The 18,011-nt window shown below is 39.7% G+C and carries 15 protein-coding genes; 3 read left to right on the forward strand and 12 right to left on the reverse strand.

Features of this window, described 5'->3' with window-relative positions; all coding sequences use genetic code 11:
• Window positions 1-21: 21 nt before the first annotated feature.
• The 3 genes from mazG (at window position 22) to AC3E9U_RS11770 (ending at window position 2,438) form a co-directional block, all read left to right on the forward strand.
• The gene (gene mazG, locus AC3E9U_RS11760; protein ID WP_488747097.1) at window positions 22-795 is read left to right on the forward strand and encodes a nucleoside triphosphate pyrophosphohydrolase; all 774 of its coding nucleotides are present in this window, start codon (window positions 22-24) and stop codon (window positions 793-795) included.
• A 178-nt stretch (window positions 796-973) separates the two neighbouring features.
• Entirely contained in the window at window positions 974-1,291 is a 318-nt protein-coding gene (locus tag AC3E9U_RS11765; protein ID WP_488747098.1) for an antibiotic biosynthesis monooxygenase family protein, read from the forward strand.
• A gap of 10 nt (window positions 1,292-1,301) precedes the next feature.
• On the forward strand, window positions 1,302-2,438 hold the full coding sequence (locus AC3E9U_RS11770) for a hypothetical protein (protein WP_488747099.1): 1,137 nt from the start codon (window positions 1,302-1,304) through the stop codon (window positions 2,436-2,438).
• Window positions 2,439-2,442: 4 nt separating this feature from the next.
• Here the strand turns inward: AC3E9U_RS11770 and AC3E9U_RS11775 are convergent, their stop codons facing one another.
• From AC3E9U_RS11775 to AC3E9U_RS11830, 12 genes are all read right to left on the reverse strand, one after another.
• Entirely contained in the window at window positions 2,443-2,949 is a 507-nt protein-coding gene (locus AC3E9U_RS11775; RefSeq protein ID WP_488747100.1) for an OsmC family protein, read from the reverse strand.
• 82 nt (window positions 2,950-3,031) lie between these two features.
• Window positions 3,032-4,930: a DUF349 domain-containing protein gene (locus tag AC3E9U_RS11780; RefSeq protein ID WP_488747101.1), complete on the reverse strand. Its 1,899-nt coding sequence runs from the start codon at window positions 4,928-4,930 to the stop codon at window positions 3,032-3,034.
• A gap of 292 nt (window positions 4,931-5,222) precedes the next feature.
• Complete coding sequence (locus AC3E9U_RS11785; protein ID WP_488747102.1) at window positions 5,223-5,987, reverse strand: shikimate dehydrogenase family protein; 765 nt, start codon at window positions 5,985-5,987, stop codon at window positions 5,223-5,225.
• Between the two features lie 83 nt (window positions 5,988-6,070).
• The gene (locus AC3E9U_RS11790; protein ID WP_488747103.1) at window positions 6,071-7,474 is read right to left on the reverse strand and encodes a tetratricopeptide repeat protein; all 1,404 of its coding nucleotides are present in this window, start codon (window positions 7,472-7,474) and stop codon (window positions 6,071-6,073) included.
• A gap of 136 nt (window positions 7,475-7,610) precedes the next feature.
• Window positions 7,611-8,798: an aspartate aminotransferase family protein gene (locus AC3E9U_RS11795; RefSeq protein ID WP_488747104.1), complete on the reverse strand. Its 1,188-nt coding sequence runs from the start codon at window positions 8,796-8,798 to the stop codon at window positions 7,611-7,613.
• Between the two features lie 49 nt (window positions 8,799-8,847).
• Window positions 8,848-10,503 carry an OstA-like protein gene (locus AC3E9U_RS11800; RefSeq protein ID WP_488747105.1) on the reverse strand — a complete coding sequence of 552 codons (1,656 nt, stop codon included), beginning with the start codon at window positions 10,501-10,503 and terminating at the stop codon, window positions 8,848-8,850.
• 198 nt (window positions 10,504-10,701) lie between these two features.
• Window positions 10,702-11,973 (reverse strand): adenylosuccinate synthase, encoded by a 1,272-nt coding sequence (locus AC3E9U_RS11805; RefSeq protein ID WP_488747106.1) that lies wholly within the window; start codon window positions 11,971-11,973, stop codon window positions 10,702-10,704.
• Between the two features lie 58 nt (window positions 11,974-12,031).
• Complete coding sequence (locus AC3E9U_RS11810; protein ID WP_488747107.1) at window positions 12,032-12,472, reverse strand: Fur family transcriptional regulator; 441 nt, start codon at window positions 12,470-12,472, stop codon at window positions 12,032-12,034.
• Between the two features lie 33 nt (window positions 12,473-12,505).
• Complete coding sequence (locus AC3E9U_RS11815) at window positions 12,506-13,213, reverse strand: hypothetical protein (protein ID WP_488747108.1); 708 nt, start codon at window positions 13,211-13,213, stop codon at window positions 12,506-12,508.
• Between the two features lie 3 nt (window positions 13,214-13,216).
• Window positions 13,217-15,436: a RelA/SpoT family protein gene (locus AC3E9U_RS11820; RefSeq protein WP_488747109.1), complete on the reverse strand. Its 2,220-nt coding sequence runs from the start codon at window positions 15,434-15,436 to the stop codon at window positions 13,217-13,219.
• A 101-nt stretch (window positions 15,437-15,537) separates the two neighbouring features.
• Window positions 15,538-17,079, reverse strand: a complete 1,542-nt coding sequence (locus tag AC3E9U_RS11825; RefSeq protein ID WP_488747110.1) for a serine hydrolase — start codon at window positions 17,077-17,079, stop codon at window positions 15,538-15,540.
• A 98-nt stretch (window positions 17,080-17,177) separates the two neighbouring features.
• Entirely contained in the window at window positions 17,178-17,966 is a 789-nt protein-coding gene (locus AC3E9U_RS11830) for a TrmH family RNA methyltransferase (RefSeq protein WP_488747111.1), read from the reverse strand.
• Between the last annotated feature and the right edge of the window lie 45 nt (window positions 17,967-18,011).

The following is an 18,011-nucleotide window of genomic DNA, read 5'->3' on the forward strand; positions in this document are numbered from 1 at the left end:
TTTTACACAAATTCTAAAGCAATGAACACACGTCAGCAACAATTAGACGCTTTTGGTCGCTTACTGGATATCATGGACGATTTACGCGAAAAATGTCCGTGGGATAAAAAGCAAACGCTTGAAAGTCTACGTCATTTAACCATCGAAGAAGTCTACGAATTAGGAGATGCCATTCTGGATAATGATTTGGATGAAATCAAAAAAGAGTTGGGGGATGTGTTGCTGCATATTGTTTTTTATTCGAAAATCGGAAGTGAAAAGCAAGCTTTTGATATAGCCGATGTGGCGAATTCCATTTGTGATAAACTGATTGACCGCCATCCGCATATTTACGGTGATGTTGTGGTTGAAAACGAAGAGCAGGTAAAGCAAAATTGGGAAAAACTGAAACTGAAAGAAGGAAAGAAATCGGTTTTGGAAGGTGTGCCCAAAAGTTTACCTGCCTTAGTAAAGGCAAGCCGTATTCAGGATAAAGTGAAAGGCGTTGGTTTCGATTGGGAAGAACCGCATCAGGTGTGGGAAAAAGTACAGGAGGAACTGGGTGAGCTGCAGCATGAGGTGGAAAGTGCCAATCAGGATAAAATAGAATCGGAATTTGGTGATGTTTTGTTCTCGATGATAAATTATGCACGATTTTTGAATGTAAACCCCGAGGATGCCTTGGAGCGCACAAATAAGAAGTTTATCAAACGTTTTCAATATCTGGAAAGCAAAGCGAATGAAATAGGTAAACCACTGTCAGATATGACTTTGGCCGAAATGGATGTGTTCTGGGAAGAAGCGAAAAGGATTTAGCGTTCAGTGGGCAGTGTTCAGTAAGCAGAAGGCAGATGGCAGAAAACAGATGGCAGAAAGCAGATGCAGAAATCAGGAAGCAGGAGGGGAAAGGGAAAAAACAGGGTCGGATCATTCGCCATTCTGAACTTGTTTCAGAATTTTTTAGAATAATTAAGTTTATAGACAATAATCAAAGATGATAGCAAATACTCCGGAAGCACCATATTATGCAGTGATTTTTACTTCCGAACGATCGGAAACGGAAAGCGGCTATAATGAAACGGCAGACCGAATGGTGGAATTGGCCAGTGAACAGCCCGGTTTTTTGGGAATCGAATCCGCCAGAAACGAAATCGGAATTACGGTTTCTTATTGGAGCGATCTGGAATCTATCAAAAACTGGAAAATGAATACCGAACACGCTATGGCACGTGAAAAAGGCAGAACAGATTGGTATAAGACCTTTAAAGTGCGCATCGCCAGAGTAGAACGCGATTATGATTTTACAAAATAATATATAAAGAATGAAAAATATTGCCCTTTTAATACTGTTGGTAACCAATGCGGTAGTAGCTCAAAAAGCAGTTAAAGTAACCGAACAGACGCTGAAAGTTAAACCGAATTCCACCGAAGAATTATTTTTTGGTTTTACCGAAGGCGACAGAATTGTTTTTACATTTTCAACAGAAGACGGAAACAGATTAAGCGAGGTTTCGGTAGCGGAATATCCGGACAATACGAAATTTAAAATATTGGATACCAAAAAAGTCAAGAAAGAAGAAATTGTGGTGATCCACAAATCGCCTTACCAATTCAAATTTAAGAACGACAACGCGGAGGCTGTAACTGTTGAAGTGTTGATTCAGCGCATTCCTCCGGGCGATGCGGCTTCTAATTTCAATACTGCTGTGAAATGGGTTACCGAACAGGATACGATTTGGAATTCATTGACTAAAGATGTTATTCAGGGCTATGATACTTTACAGGTTCAGAAGACACGGACAGCGGTGACTTACGAAAAAAAATACGAAGAACTGGTTTTGGATAAGACGCAACGTATCGATGCAAAAACTACTTTGGGTTCAAATACTTCATCGGTGTACTTCTCTTTACCAAAAAATGCGGTTTCCGAAAACGAAACCAAAAAAGTGATCGCGTGGGCATATTGGATTGGAGTAGGTAAGGAAAGTAATGACTATTGGCAGCAAAACAGAAAAATGATTGTCGGTGCTGTACAGGGTGTGGCGACTTATTTTTCAACTCCGTTGGGCGGAATTGCGGCCGGTGCGATTACTAATCTGGCTTTGCCTTCCAATGGCGAGGATGTGGAATATGCGTTGGTGAACGAAGAAAATAAAAAACTGTTCTTAGAGGAGAAACCAATTAAGTCATTCGATTTCGGAAAAGGAGTAGCAACATTCAAAAAATTCACGGAAAACAATATGCTTCAGGGGCGTTATTTCGTAATGATGAAAAACGATAATTACGTTCAGCCAATCGATGTAAATGTGAAGGTTTCTGCAATAATCGAACATAAGAAGTTTAAAGAAGAAACGTATACTGATTTGCAGATCACACCAAAATATGGCAAAAAAATAGTTTCGGAGCCGACCATCGTAACCCGTAAATTTATGGCCACTTGGGATTACGTGCGCAAATAGAAATTTACAGATTGATGATTGTGGAATCCACCTTAATGCTGTTGATCAAGGTTTGATAAACCACACAATAACGTTCGGTCAATTTTAATAATGCCTGTATTTTTTCGTCACTTTCATTTGTTTTGATTTCGAAAATCAGACGGATTTGTTTGAAACCGACAGGGGCCTCTTTTGAAACACCGAGCGTTCCTCTGAAATCCAAGTCTCCTTCAGCCTTTACAACGCCTTCCGTAAGATTGATTTCCAGGGAGGTTGCAACCGCGCTGAGGGTAACACCTGCGCAGGCCACAAGAGCTTCCAATAGCATGTCGCCGGAGCACAATTGTAATCCGGTTCCGCCTGTTGCGGGATGGAGACCTGCTTCCGATATTCTTTTTCCGGTTTCGATTTTGCACGAAACATTTTCACCAAGATTTCCCTCTGCTTTTAAGGTAATTAAAGCAGAAGAAGCATCGCTGACGTATTTTTCTTTTAGCGGATTTTGAAGCTGTTTAAGTTCGTCTCTGGTCATACACATCGAATTTTCAGAATTGTTCTTTAAGGGTACAAAAAAACCGCAATCTGATTGTTCAAATTGCGGTTTTTGGTGGTAACTATTCTTGTTTCAGACTTCGGATCTGTTTTAGTTTCTCTTTCCAGGTTTTTAATTCCTCTTTGTGACGGTCAATGCTTTTCTGCACTTCTTTCACAAAAGGATTCTCGGCTTTCGAATTTTTACCGCTGGAGATAAACTGAATGTTGTTTTCCAACTGGATGATTTCGCTCTGCATTTCGTCAATCTTACGCATAATGAAGATCTGTTCGTTTTGAAGCTGTCTTGTGTCTTCATTGCCGGAAAGTTGCTCTAAACGGTTGCTGAATTTAGCCATTTCAGCATCTTTCTTGGATAAGCTCAATTTGTCGAACAATGCGTCTAATATCTTATTGAATTTCCCTTCGATATGACGTCTCGCATGCGGAACTTTGCCAAATGATTTCCAGGTTTCGATGTGTTTTTTAATCGCATCCAGATCGGTTTTGTGTTCGCCGATCAATTGGAAATCTTTCAAACTTTCCAAATAATTTTTTTTCTTATCGAACGCTTCCACTTCTTCATTACTTGCTTCGTTGCGCTTTTCGTGCATTCTGTCAAAGTAATGATTACAGGCATCTTTGAAATCTTTCCAGACACTGTCGGAGTATTTTTTCGGTACGTGACCGATTTTCTTCCATTCTTCCTGAATTTGTTTCATGATTGGTGTTGTAGCGCTGAAATCCTCACTTTCCTGTAATGATTTTGCTTTTTCCACCAAAGCCATTTTTTTATTCAGGTTGTCCTGTTGGTCTTTTTTAATGTCTTTGTAGAAGGTGTTTTTTTGTGCATTGAAATTGCGAACCGCCTCTTTAAAGCTTGCCCAAGTTTCCTCATTTACTTCCAAAGGCACTTTTCCGGCTTTCATAAACGCAGCACGTAATGCTTCAATTTTTTCGATTTGGCCTTGCCAAGCACTGTGAGCAGTTATTTTCTCGTTGGCGATTTCTTCAATCTGGGCAATGATTTCTTTTTTCTTAGCCAGATTTTCAACTTCGATTTCACGGGCTTTTGCAAAAATTGCCTCGCGTTTGTCATGAAGCTGTTTGGTCAGTTCGCTGAAACGATTCCATAATTCTTCACGGTGTTCGCGTGATACAGGTCCGATCTCTTCTTTCCAAATCTTGTGTAATGATTGCAATTCGCGGAAAGCTTTTGGTACATCTTCCTCATTAACCAATTCTTCCACACGTGTAATGATCTTTGATTTCAAATCGTAGTTGTGTTTGAAATCCAAATCACGTGCTTCGCGGTCTAAGTGCAGATGATCGTAAAAACGCTCAATATGGAAATGGAAATTGTTCCAAACGTGGTTGTATTTGTCACGCGGAATCGGTCCGGCATTTTTCCATCGGTCACGTAATTCATTTACGGTTTTCAACATGTCCTGCATGTTTTCGCCGGAATTGTCGATCACGTTTTTCAGCTCTTCAATAATCGCTACACGAATGTCTAAATTGTGTTTCAGACTGTTTTGAATCTGCTTGAAGTGCTGGTTTTTCTGATCTCTGTACTGATTGTATATTGAATCGAATTTATGCTTCAGTGGGAAATGGTATTCGAATCCGCTGGTGTCACCATTGTTTTCATGGCTGTACTCGTCGCGTTTCTCATCAATGAAATGATGGTATTTTACCTGGAATTCCTTTTTGATTTCTTCCACGTGATTGCGGATCGAAAGTAATTTCTCGTTGGTAACCAGTTTCTGTAGTTCTGAGGTAAGCTCTTCCATCGACATGGCTTCGTAGTTCAGCATCGGGATATCATGCCCTTCGCTGATACTTTCGTCTTCGCTTTCTTCCGCATTTGAACTCTCAATAGCTTCTATGGCTGATTGATTTGTCGGTTGAGCTGTTTCCTCTTGTGTAATTTGCTCCTGTCCTTCTGCCTCTGGCAGGTTATCATTCTTTTCTTCTAACATTGTAACTAATGCTTAAGTTTAACATAATTGAGCCGAAAGATACTAAAGCAGGCCGATAATTCAAAGGAAAACCGGTTAAATAAACAGATTTTTCTGTTTAAATGTAAATGTTAGAAATGGGAGCGAATGTGTTAGTATTTTTTGTCCCGATAACTATCGGAATCCATTTTACCGCTTTCACCTAAATCTTTTTATAAAAGGAGGATCGGTAATCCGTTTCATAAAAGGATACCGGCTCAATCGGGGCTATTAAGATTTGGGTATGATTATCAGTACACTTTGGTTTTTTGGTTTACCGGTTCCAGATCTCCCATGCTTTTTCTGCCTGAAAAACCAGCATGTCATAACCGTTTTTGGTTACTGCGCCATTTTCTTTTGCCAGGCGTAAAAATTTGGTTTCTTCCGGATTGTAAATCAAATCGAAAGCGATGTGGTCTTTGGTAAATAAAGAATAATCAAGAGGCGGACAATCATCGATACTCGGAAAAGTACCTACCGGAGTTGTATTGATGATGATCTGATATTCACTGAAAAGTTCCTTGGTCAGTTCTGCATAGGAAAACTCATATTCTGTCGGAGTTCTGGATACAAAATCGTAATCGATATGTAGCTTTCTCAAAGCATAGGCTATGGCTTTGCTTGCTCCGCCAGTTCCTAGGATCAGCGCTCTTTTGTGTCTTTTTTTGAGAAGTGGTTTCAGTGCTTTTTTGAATCCGTAGAAATCAGAGTTATGTCCTTTTAAATTTCCGTTCTTTGAAATTTTAATTACGTTGACAGCTCCAATTATTTCTGCATTTTTAGATAACGAGGTTAAAAACGGAATCACCACTTCTTTATACGGAATGGTAACATTCAGTCCTTTCAGATTTTTAGTTTCTTCTATGAGTCGTGGGAATTCGTCAATGGAAGCAATATCAAAATTGGTATACGAATAATGCTTGAAATTGATTTTTTCAAATTTCTCCGTGAAGTATTTTTTGGAAAACGAATAACTGATGTTCTTTCCAATCAATCCAAATTGCTTCTTTTTCGGTTTTTTTTCTTTTTTTGATTCCATCTCGGTTTCTATTAAAAAAAACGGTCAGTTAGTTTATAGCTAACTGACCGTAAAGTTAATAGTAAAATGTGGTATTTGGTTTACTATTCGTCTGCTTTTTTATGTTTGTCAACGGCATTCTGTACAATTCTTCGGTTCCAGATTACCGGGAATAAATCTTCTAATACGGTTCTGTTTTCAAAATTCAGTCGTAATCCGTTGGCAAGGTGGAATTTTCCTTTGGTATCATCATGAATCATGAAATACAAACCGGCTAAACGGTATTCGATTTCGTAATCTTCAGGGAAGAATTCAGAAGCTTTCAGTAAGGTTTGTACCGCGCTGTCAAATTCGCCCAGGAATTGTAAAATGTCTGCCCAGAACAACCATGTGTCCAATTCATAATCACCGTATTCCACTGCTTTTCGGAAACCGTATTCAGCTTCTTCAAAGAAATGGAGTGCTTTGTTGATGATCGCGTAACGTTTCCAGTATAATTTGTTCTCGTTGTCGATTCCTAAAGCTTTGTTTACATAATATAAGGCTTTCTGATTGTTTTTCTGACGAAGGTAAAAGTCGGTTATCGCAATCCATGCCTTGTCCAACAACGGGTCTTCATGCACGGTTTTCTGATAGAATTGCAGTGCCAGTTCGGTATTGCCTAATTTTTCATGGCATTTTCCTACACGCAATAACGCGAATGATGTCGCATCATCCAATTCCATCGTGACCGTATAACAATCAATGGCTTCCTGATATTTTTTCAGTTTTTCAAAGGCTTTTGCTTTTTCAAGGTAAGCGCCTAAGAAGTTCTCGTCAATCAGCGTTGCATAATCAAAAGCACGAATCGACTGATCATAATCTTTTATGGTGTAATACTGGCGTCCAAGCTGATGCCAGGCTACTTCGCTGTAAGGGTTTCTGTCGATGAAACTGTTTAAGAACAAGATGGCTTCATTGTGTTGGTCCAGGAAGTCGAAGCAATATACAACATTGTATAAAGCAGAGTGATCTTCAAGATCTTCTTCCAGACATTTGATGAAGTTTTCTTTTGCCAATTCCAATTCGTCCATGAATAAATACTCCATCCCGATTAAGTTATATACATCAGCATAATCGTCGGTATATTTCAGGGCATATTTCAGTAATTCAACGGCTTTCTCGTGTTCATCTCTTTTGGAATGAATATTCGCCTTCTGAATATAGATTTCTTCGTTGGTAGGTTCGAGAGCATACAACTCGTTCAGCATTTTTTCAGCTATGTCGAGCTTGTCCTCAAATATTAATAGTTCTACTTGAACCAACTTCAAACCGCTTGATTTGGGGTGTTGTTCTAAGCCTAATTTTAAAGCCTTTTTGGCTAAGTTTATCCTGCCCGTGTCGAGATAGTGAAGAATTATGTCTTCAAACTCTTCAGAGTCAAAGAAGAATACCTTGTTGGTTTTCAACATTGATTCAAACTTTGATAAGGATAAACTATTGTCCTCTTCCTCGTTACTCAAATACATACTCCACTTGTTTAAAATTATCCTTATTAAAATTACTAAAGGTTTTAAGCCTTTTAGGGATGAACGTCTTTATGTTGTAAACAATATTATTAACAATTGATTATGGCTCTCCGTCTTTAGTTATTGTCTCCTTCATTTATAATTCGGCCATCACTTCATTCATAGCTTCAAGAATGATGCCACAACCTTCTTCTATCTCTTCATTGGATAGGGTTAGGGGTGGAGTTATACGGATAGCGCACCCTTCAAACAGTAACCAGAATAAAATCAGTCCTTTATCCTGACATTTGAAGATTACTTTGTTGGTGATTTCAGGACTTTCTGTCATTGCTGCCAGCATCAATCCCTCACCACGAACTTCCTTAATCAGCGGATGTACCAGTAATTTACGAATTATTTGCTCTTTTTCCAAGGTTTGAGGCATTAAATCCGTTTCAAGAAGCTCTTTTAATGTTGCCAGACATGCGGCGGCGATTACGGGATGGCCTCCAAAAGTGGTTATATGGCCCAATTTCGGATCATGGCTCAGCAAGTCCATGTACTCCGATTTGGCCATAAAAGCACCGACCGGCATGCCACCGCCCATTCCTTTACCCATAACAACAACATCCGGAACGATACCGTAATTTTCAAAACCGAACAGTTTTCCGGTACGGCCAAATCCGGGCTGAATCTCGTCCAGGATCATTAATGCGCCCACTTCGTTGCAGCGCTGGCGGACTTTTTTAAGAAAATCATTTTGTGGCTGAATAAATCCTGCACCGCCTTGAATGGTTTCCAGAATGATTCCTGCTGTTTTTTCCGTGATTTTTAGTAAATCTTCTTCATTGTTGAAGGTGATGAAATCCACATCCGGTATCAACGGTCGAAAGATCTGCTTGCGTTCTTCGAATCCCATGACACTCATCGAACCCATGGTGTTTCCGTGATATGCATTAAAACAGGAAATCAACTGACTTCTCCCGGTAACACGACGGGCAAGTTTTAAGGCGCCTTCCGTTGCTTCTGTTCCTGAATTTACCAGGTATACTTTATCTAATGGATCCGGCGTGTTTTCAGCTAATAATCTGCATAATTCCACTGACGGATCTTGTGCGTATTCTCCATACACCATCACGTGGGCATATTTGTCGAGTTGGTCGACAATTGCTTCACGAACTCTGGGATGCTGGTGTCCTAGCGTGCAGGCTGAAACACCGGCAACGAAGTCCAAATAAGCTTTTCCGTTAGTGTCGTATATATAGGATCCTTTGGCGTGTGAAACTTCCATTCCCAACGGATAGGGGGAAGTCTGTGCCTGGTATTTGTAGAAATCTTTTAACATTATTAAAGTATTCGCAGATTTGGTAATTGATAATTCGGAAAACTGAAAACTATTTCTTTTTCTTCTTTTTGGCTGAAGGAGCTACCTTTTTTGGTGGTTTTCCATATTCTAAAGTTTCCTTCTTGACCTCCATGGGTTCCTCTGCTTTTAATAGTTCTTTCTTGCTTTCTACGGCTATTTTTTCACCTAAGTCTTTTTCCTCTTGAGGGAAGATGTCCTCCAGTTTTTTTATTTCCTCATCACCGCGCCAAACAAATCCTCTCAGTTTTCGGGCGTTTTCCGGTAAGTCTTTTTCAGGATGGATTTGACCCTCGGGATTTACGAATTTGGTTACGGTCTGAATCCTGTTATCTTCGAGTTCCAAATGAATGCTACTGCATACGGCTTTGTCAATACCGACCAATTCATTTTTGTCATTGTACATATAGTAAATCATCTCGGCATTCTTTACCATGTCCACTTCATACAGCTTGTTGTTACGGAATTTGCCGTAAAGGTTCATTCCTTTTACCTGGTTGTAACCGCCGCCAATAGTATCTTTCTGAATGATAAATGCGTTATTCATTACTTTTAGGGAATCCAGTTTCTCGGTTTTGTTGTTTCCGATAAAATGCATTATGTCACCCGTCAATTGGCTTTTCTGGCTCCATAAAATGGGTCTGCCGATTAGCTGTGTCAATCCTTTTTGCTGATCGGAGTGAATTGAATCACATTTTCCGCTCATATCGGATTTGTAAATACGGGCGTTGTTAAATCCACGGACGATGCGTTCTCCCGGCTTCCCGGTAACCAATATTCGTTTAGCATGGATGTACACAGAATCGTTCTCTACAAAAGAAGATACCAGCGCTTTTTTGGTAATAAACATGGAATCTTTGTTTTTGTACATTTCGGCGTAATGCCCCTTGACGATCATTCTGTTGATACTGTCTGTGATCTTTACGTTGTTGGTCGCCGTCGAGAATTCCCGCTTTCGATCGTAATAGATTTTGTCCCCTTTTATTTTCCGGTTCTTATAGGTGATTGTTGAATTTTTTGAAAGATTGGAGGTGTGGTTTTTGGTGTCATAAAACCCATTTTCCGTATAGATTACATTCTCTTTACTGGTAATTGTTGACGGACCGAAAACATAAGCGTGTCCCGAATTATCATAAAAATCCAGATGGTTCGTTTTGATCACACATTCCGGATTGGTAACCGTTACCGCTGTTTTGAACTGATATTTTTTCTCGTTAAGGAAGTATCGTCCTGATTTACTTCGTAAAGTGTTGTCCTTGTTGATGATTGTTCCGTACGTGTTGTAATAGGCCTGTTGTATAGTTCTGTCGAAGTTAATGGTATCTGTTGTTAATGTAGATTCCGGAGAACGTAACACCACATCACCGGTCGCAAAAGCAAACTTCTGGTTACCGTTGTACTCAGCATATTTACTGGTCATGGAAATCGTATCACCCTGATTCAAACGTACATTTCCAAAGGCTTTTACGTAGTTTTCGTCTTTAAAGTGATATGCTTTATTGCAGTTGATGATCACGCCGTCATGCTCCACCTGAACGTTTCCTGTAAACAGAATGGCGCCGGGGATTTCGGTCTGATCCATGTCGATGAAATCAGAATGCACGATTTTGATTATTTTTTTATCCTGTGCTACTGAAGTAAGTCCAATAAAAAGGGTGCTTAATATGAATAGAATATGTTTTTTCAATTTCCGGAATTTTGCCCAAATTTAAGTAAAATCTGTTAAAGCTAATTTGTATTAAGAATTATTTGTGTTTGAAGAGGATGGAAAGAGATAAGAAGTAAGAGTCAAGATGTTGCGGAAGCATAATAAGGAGGAAACTTGTGGTGCTTTAAACTGTTCCTGTAAAAAAAAAAACGCCTTCCGAAGAAGGCGTCTGTCATATTATTTTAGAATTGTCTGTGTTCTGTCTGGTCCGACAGAAACCACTTTGATCGGCACTTCCACTTCTTTTTCGATGAATTCGATGTATTCTTTTAATTCCACCGGTAATTCGTCATATTTTGTCATACCAGTTAAATCAGCCTGCCATCCTTTTTTCTCTACAAAAATCGGCGTAACATTTTCTTCTTCAATGTTGTAAGGTAAGTGACTGATAACTTCTCCTTTGTATTTGTAACCTGTACATACTCTCAAGGTGTCGAAGCCTGATAGTACATCACCTTTCATCATGAACAACTGAGTAACTCCGTTTACCTGAACTGCATATTTCAAAGCTACCAAATCCAACCATCCGCAACGTCTTGGACGACCTGTTACGGCTCCAAATTCGTTACCAACTTTGGCCATGGTCTGTCCGTCTTCGTCGAATAATTCTGTTGGGAAAGGTCCGCTACCAACACGGGTTGTATAGGCTTTGAAAATTCCGAATACTTCTTTCACTTTGTTAGGAGCAATTCCTAAACCTGTACAGGCTCCTGCAGCAGTAGTGTTTGAAGAAGTTACGAACGGATATGTTCCGAAATCGATATCTAACAATGAACCCTGAGCTCCTTCAGCAAGGATCGATTTTCCATCCTTCATGGCTTTGTTTAAATATTCTTCACTATCGATGAATTGCAATGTTTTTAAAACTTCCACAGCTTCAAAGAATTCTGTTTCCATTTCCTGTAAGTTGTACTGCATGTCAACATCATAAAACGAGATCATCGCTTCATGTTTGTCGGCTAAAGCACGGTAACGGTCTTTGAAATCCGCTAATTCGATATCTCCCACACGCAGACCGTTTCTACCGGTTTTGTCCATGTATGTTGGGCCAATTCCTTTTAATGTAGAACCGATTTTTGCTTTACCTTTAGAAGCTTCCGAAGCAGCGTCCAGTAAACGGTGTGTTGGTAAAATCAAATGCGCTTTTCTTGAAATCAATAATTTTGATTTGACATCCATATTGAATTTTTCAAGACCTTCCAATTCTTTCTGGAAAACCACCGGATCAATAACCACACCGTTACCGATGATGTTAACTGCCGTTTTGTGAAAAATCCCGGAAGGAATAGTTCTTAAAACGTGTTTGATTCCGTCAAATTCTAAAGTGTGTCCGGCGTTAGGTCCACCCTGAAAACGAGCAATGATATCGTACTTTGAAGTAAGTACATCTACGATTTTTCCTTTACCTTCGTCGCCCCACTGTAAGCCTAGCAGTAAATCTACTGTCATTGTATTGTTTATTGTTTTAGTTGTTGTTTATTTTGTCAGACAACCGGTGTTGTCGTTACTATTCCTGTTTTTTTGTCGCGTAAAAATAAAGCGAATGATTGTGTATGCTAATGCCGAAAATTTCCTCGATGGTTTGTTTTATCGTTTGGATTCGCGGGTCACAAAATTCGATTACTTCTCCCGTGTCGCTCATAATAATGTGGTCATGCTGTTTGTCGAAGTAGGATTTTTCATAATGCGCCTGATTCTGACCAAACTGATGACGTCTTACCAAACCGCATTCCAATAACAATTCGATTGTATTGTAAAGTGTGGCACGACTTACACGATAGTTCTTGTTTTTCATTTTGATATACAAAGATTCGATGTCAAAATGATCCTGATTTTCGTAAATTTCCTGAAGGATAGCATAGCGTTCCGGCGTTTTGCGGTGCCCTTTTTCTTCAAGGTATTTCGTGAATACGGTTTTTACAATTTCCTGATTCTTATTATTTTCCATTAGGTTTTCTATGAAAGACCGGCAAAGATACGGTTATTTTTTGGGAGGTGAAAGATTAATTTGTTCGGAATCAAAAAATGAATTCCAAATTTCAGGTTTGACATGTGCCGCCATCCAATCGGCTCGATACTCACCGTTATGAATTAATACAAATCCGTCTGGTTTTATTATGCCGTGTGACCCACATACCGTCGGATCTTTAAAAATGGTTTTTCTGAAAAAATTATTCTTGTCCGAATAAAAATATTCTTTGTTTGAGCTTGGTTTGTTTGAAAGCGTTATGTCTTTTTCAAATAAGATTAATAAGACCGAATTCTTATAGTTTTTTTCGATAAAACTTTTCTGAGTATCGTAATACTCTTTTCGTTTGTTTACGAACCCGCTGCTCATTTTATTTGAGAACCAATCTGAACAAGCATCGTCTTTGTAGTTGTACTGAATAATAAAAATTGTTGAGTCTGAGAATGTCTTTCCAGTCAGCTCTTCTGCTTTTGTTTTAAAATCGGAATAAGTGATTTTGTAAGTGCTGTATCGCGGGGCATTGAATTGGTAAACCCTTCCACTGTCGGGAGTTATTCTGAAAGCCATGGAATTGTCCGGATATTTCTCGGATAAATTTACAAAATACAAATCTAGTTTTTTTCCAAAAGGGTCTAAATGATAATTAGCCTTCCGACTTTGTGCCCATGCAATTGTACCAATAAGCAACAGAATCAACAGTGAAATACTTTTCTTACTCATGAATTATATATTGTTCACTCGGATCACTTTATCAACCCCGTCAATTTTCTTGATATTCTCAATAAGTTTTTTCAGGATGACATTGTTCTGTACGATAACTGTTACCTGCCCATTGAAAAGTCCGGCTTCCCCACTCAAAGAAATGCTCTGGATGTTTACGTTCATCTGATTCGAGATTACTTTGGTAAGTTCATTGGTTAATCCAAGCGTATCCATTCCGGTGATTTTCAGTGATGCCTTGAATTCTTCCTGAGACGAATCGATCCATTTGGCCTGAATGATGCGATACGCAAAATTAGACTGCATGCTGATGGCGTTCGGGCAGTTCTTGCGGTGTACTTTAATCCCCTCACTAATGGTTACAAATCCGAACACATCATCCCCCGGAATCGGATTGCAGCAAGTGGATAGTTTATAGTCGAGTTTGTCCTGTTCTGCGCCAAAAACCAACAAATCATAGTGTTTGCTGATTTCTTCTTTATGGATGTGCTCCGGATGTGCAGAAGGAGAGCGTTTGATGGTTTTCTTGAAGAAATTGACCAAAGTATTGCTTTTCTGCGCGGCATAATCTTTTAACTGTTGGTTGTCGATGGTGCCAAGCCCAGCACGATAGAACAGATCCAGACTGGTTTGCAGTTTGAAAAAGTTTACCAATTCGTTAACGGTTTGCTCGTTAAGGGTAACTTTAAGATGGCGTAATTTTCGGGTAAGGATTTCTTTTCCGTCTTCAGCTATTTTCTTGGTACTCTCGTTAAGTACGTTTCTGATTTTGTTTTTCGCGCGGGACGTAGTTACATAATCCAGCCAGTTCGCTGTTGGTTTCTGGTTCGGTGATGTGATGATTTCGACCTGGTCACCGCTGTTCAAAACATGATTAAGCGGAACCAGTTTTCCGTTAACCCTTGTTCCTCTTGTTTTTACACCTATTTCAGAGTGGATGCTGAACGCAAAATCCAAAGATGTGGCTCCTTTAGGCAATGATTTGATCTCACCTTTTGGCGTAAAGACATAAATTTCCTTGGCGTACAGATTCAATTTGAAATCTTCCACAAAGTCGACAGCATTGCTTTCTGAATTTTCCAGCGCTTCTTTTAGCTGGTTCAACCAGACATCGAGACTGTTTTCTTCCGTCGCTCCTTGCTTGTATTTGTAATGCGCAGCGTATCCTTTTTCAGCGATTTCATCCATACGCTCACTTCGCACCTGAATTTCAACCCAACGGCCTTTCGGACCCATTACAGTAATGTGCAAAGCTTCATATCCTGTTGATTTCGGTGAAGAGATCCAGTCGCGCAAACGGCTCGGACTCGGACGGTAATGATCGGTCACAATCGAATAGATCTTCCACGCAAGGAATTTTTCGTCGTGTGGATTTGACTTGTAGATGATGCGCAAAGCGAATTTATCATACACTTCATCAAACGTAACATTTTGCGCCACCATTTTGCGTCGGATGGAATAGACCGATTTCGGACGGCCTTTCATGGTATATTCGATACCTTCTTCATCCAAAGAGCTTTTAAGAACATCGGCAATCGATTTGATATAAGCCTGTTGTTCTTCTTTACTTTCCTTCATTTTGCTTACAATGTCATTGTAAACAACCGGTTCTGTGTATTTTAAACCTAAATCTTCAAGCTGTGTTTTGATGTTATAAAGCCCCAAACGGTGGGCAAGAGGAGCATAAATGTATAAGGTTTCAGATGCGATTTTCGCCTGCTTGTAATCCACCATGCTTTCCATGGTTTGCATGTTGTGCAGACGATCCGCGATTTTGATTAGAATTACGCGGACATCGTCATTAAGCGTCAACAGCATTTTACGGAAGTTTTCCGCCTGTACAGAGATTTCCTGATCGGTTTTTACCTTCGCCATTTTGGTAAGGCCATCAACAATACGCGCGATTTTCGGATTAAACATGCGTTCTATGTCTTCCACCGTAATGTCGGTATCTTCCACCACATCATGCATCAGTGCGGCCGCAATAGCCGTAGCGCCCAAACCGATTTCATTGGCAACGATTTTAGCAACGGCGATAGGGTGAAAAATATAAGCCTCACCCGATTTTCGGCGTTGGTCTTTATGTGCGTCGACAGCCACATCAAAAGCTTTTCGAATCAGTTTTTTATCTTCTTCGGAAAGGGTTTGGTAACTTATGCGGAGCAGTTCTTTATATTCTTTCGCAATGGCTTTGTTTTCAGCTTCTAAATCGATCTCTGTCATGGTTATTCATTAAGTACCTAAAAATAAGCTAAAGAAATGAAGTTTGCAAACAGATTAAGGTTTTAAACAAAAAAAAGCGCTCTTTTTGGGAGCGCTTTGTGTTATTTAACTCTATTTATATCCAAATCCTGAAAATCATAACTAAAATCCGTCATTTCCGAAATAGGTTTCATTTTCAGATTAACAGCTTTTCCGGTTGTATCTGATGTGATCGTTATAAACGCATCGGCTTCCATATTGCGGTTGAACCATTTTACCGCAAATGTATTGTCTTTGTAAAAGAAAACCTCTCCGGATAAATTCGGGGAACGTTTTGAAATGAAATAGTATTTTCCTTTTTTCTCGTGGATGCTGATTTCTCCTAACCAATTATCTGCATAAGTTCCAACGATTTTTTCGAGCTTAGTTTTTTGACTGTTTTTATTGTTTGTGACAGTTGTCCAGACTTCCTCTACAGATTTATCTGCTTTGCCCGTCATTTCAGTATTTCGCTTGCCATACATTTCCACATAATCAATAGGAGGGATACCCATATAAGTATTTTTGATCGTGTTGGTGATCGCAGAAAATGCGGCTCCCGCCTGTTGATTGGTAAGTACTATGATGCCTAAGTTCAACTCCGGGACTAAAGTTACCTGCGTAACCATTCCTTCAAGACCTCCGGTATGGGAAATTTGTTTATAACCTTTTACGTCACTCAGAAACCAGCCTAATCCGTAAGCACTGAAATGCGTATTGTAAGGCGGATTTGTATTTGTTGGAATTATCGTCTGTGGTGCCCACATTTCATTCTGTTGCGCTTCACTGAACAAGATTTTATTGTCAGGTCCGTATTTCCCTTTGTTTAACTGCATTAATACCCATTTGCTCATCTCGGAAACAGAAGAGAATATTCCTCCGGCAGGATCCATAATGCTGTTTTTGCTTTGTTTTGTAATTCCCAATTTTCCTTTTAAAGGTACGTGAGGCGTAACAACATTGGTAGTGTCCGGAATTCTTGACCAGGTTCCTTTACTTTTTTCCATCTGAAGTGGAAGCATAATACGGCTTTCCACAAATTCAACCCAGGATTTACCCGACGCTTTGTGAATGACTTCTCCGGCCACTATATACAGTAAATTATCATAATCGAATTTGGTTCTAAAGCCGGATACCGGTTTCAGATAGCGTAAATTGTGGATGATGTCATTTGTCGTGAAATCACTTCCTTCCGGCCAAAGCATTAGATCACCGGCGCCCATGCCTAGTCCGCTTCGGTGTGTCAGCAAATCGCGAATGGTGAATTCGTTGGTCACATAGTCATTGTACATTTTGAAATCGGGAATGTACTTAATTACCTTATCGTCCCAATTAAGTTTTTTTTCATCTACTAAAATGGCTAATGCCGCCGCAGTGAAGGCTTTACTGTTTGACGCGATTCCGAAAAGGGTATTTTCATCCACTTTTTGTTTGGTGATGATGGAACGCACTCCGTATCCTTTGGAATGAACCACTTTTCCGTCTTTAACGATGGCAATGGCAATTCCCGGAACATTGAAGGTTTTCATGGCTTTTTCCACCAGTTCATCCACTTGCGGTGCAGCCATTTGCGCCGACATGCTAAAACCAATGAAAAGCGCTACTAATGATACTTTATATTTCATATCCTGATTTTTTTAAATTTCTGTATTTTAAATTCTGCCGTCTGCCAACTGTCGTTTGTTTCTATTCTCTTTTCTCTTCTCCCTTGCTTCTTTTCTCTTTAAAACCCTCTCTGTCTCTTAGCCTCAAAGATCAGAATAGCAGCAGCTACCGAAACATTCATCGAATCGATTTCTCCTTGCATCGGAATAATTATGTTTTTGGTACTGGCGTTTCTCCAGGCTTCGGTAAGTCCGGTAGCTTCGGTTCCTACAACCAATGCTGAAGGAGTAGTGTAATTCTGCGTATGGTAAAAGGTCGAATCCTGTAAAGTCGCACAGTAAATTGCAATGTTTTTTTCTTTCAGATAAGCGATTACGTCTTCGGTCGAACCAACGGCAATCTGTCTTGTGAATAAACAACCCACGCTGGAACGGACTACATTCGGATTATACATGTCACTCTTCGGGTTGGCGATAATGACTGCATCAAGATTAGCAGCATCGGCGGTACGTAAAAGAGCTCCAATGTTTCCTGGTTTTTCGGTGGCTTCGGCAACTAATATCAGCGGGTTTTTGGATAATTGTAAATCCGATAACTGTAGTGATTTCGTTTTAGCGATGGCAAGAATTCCTTCTGTGGTATCTCTGTAAGCCAACTTTTTATAGACTTCTTTTGAGATTTCAATCAGTTCGACTTTTTGTCCGGTCAGTTGCCTGATTTCGTTTTCTGAAATTAAGTCGGGCAGAAAAAGTATCGTTTCCAGTTCATAACCTCCTTTTTGAGCCAACATGATTTCGCGTTGACCTTCAATCAGAAATGTTCCCGTTTGTTTGCGGCTTTTCGCTTTTTCCTGCAGTTGGACTAAGGATTTTATGTAAGGATTCTGAATGCTGGTGATCTGCTTCAAGTTTAGAAAAATTTAAGTTGGGTAAAATTAATTATATTTTTTCAC

It is taken from the genome of Flavobacterium sp. 21.1 (assembly GCF_057801535.1).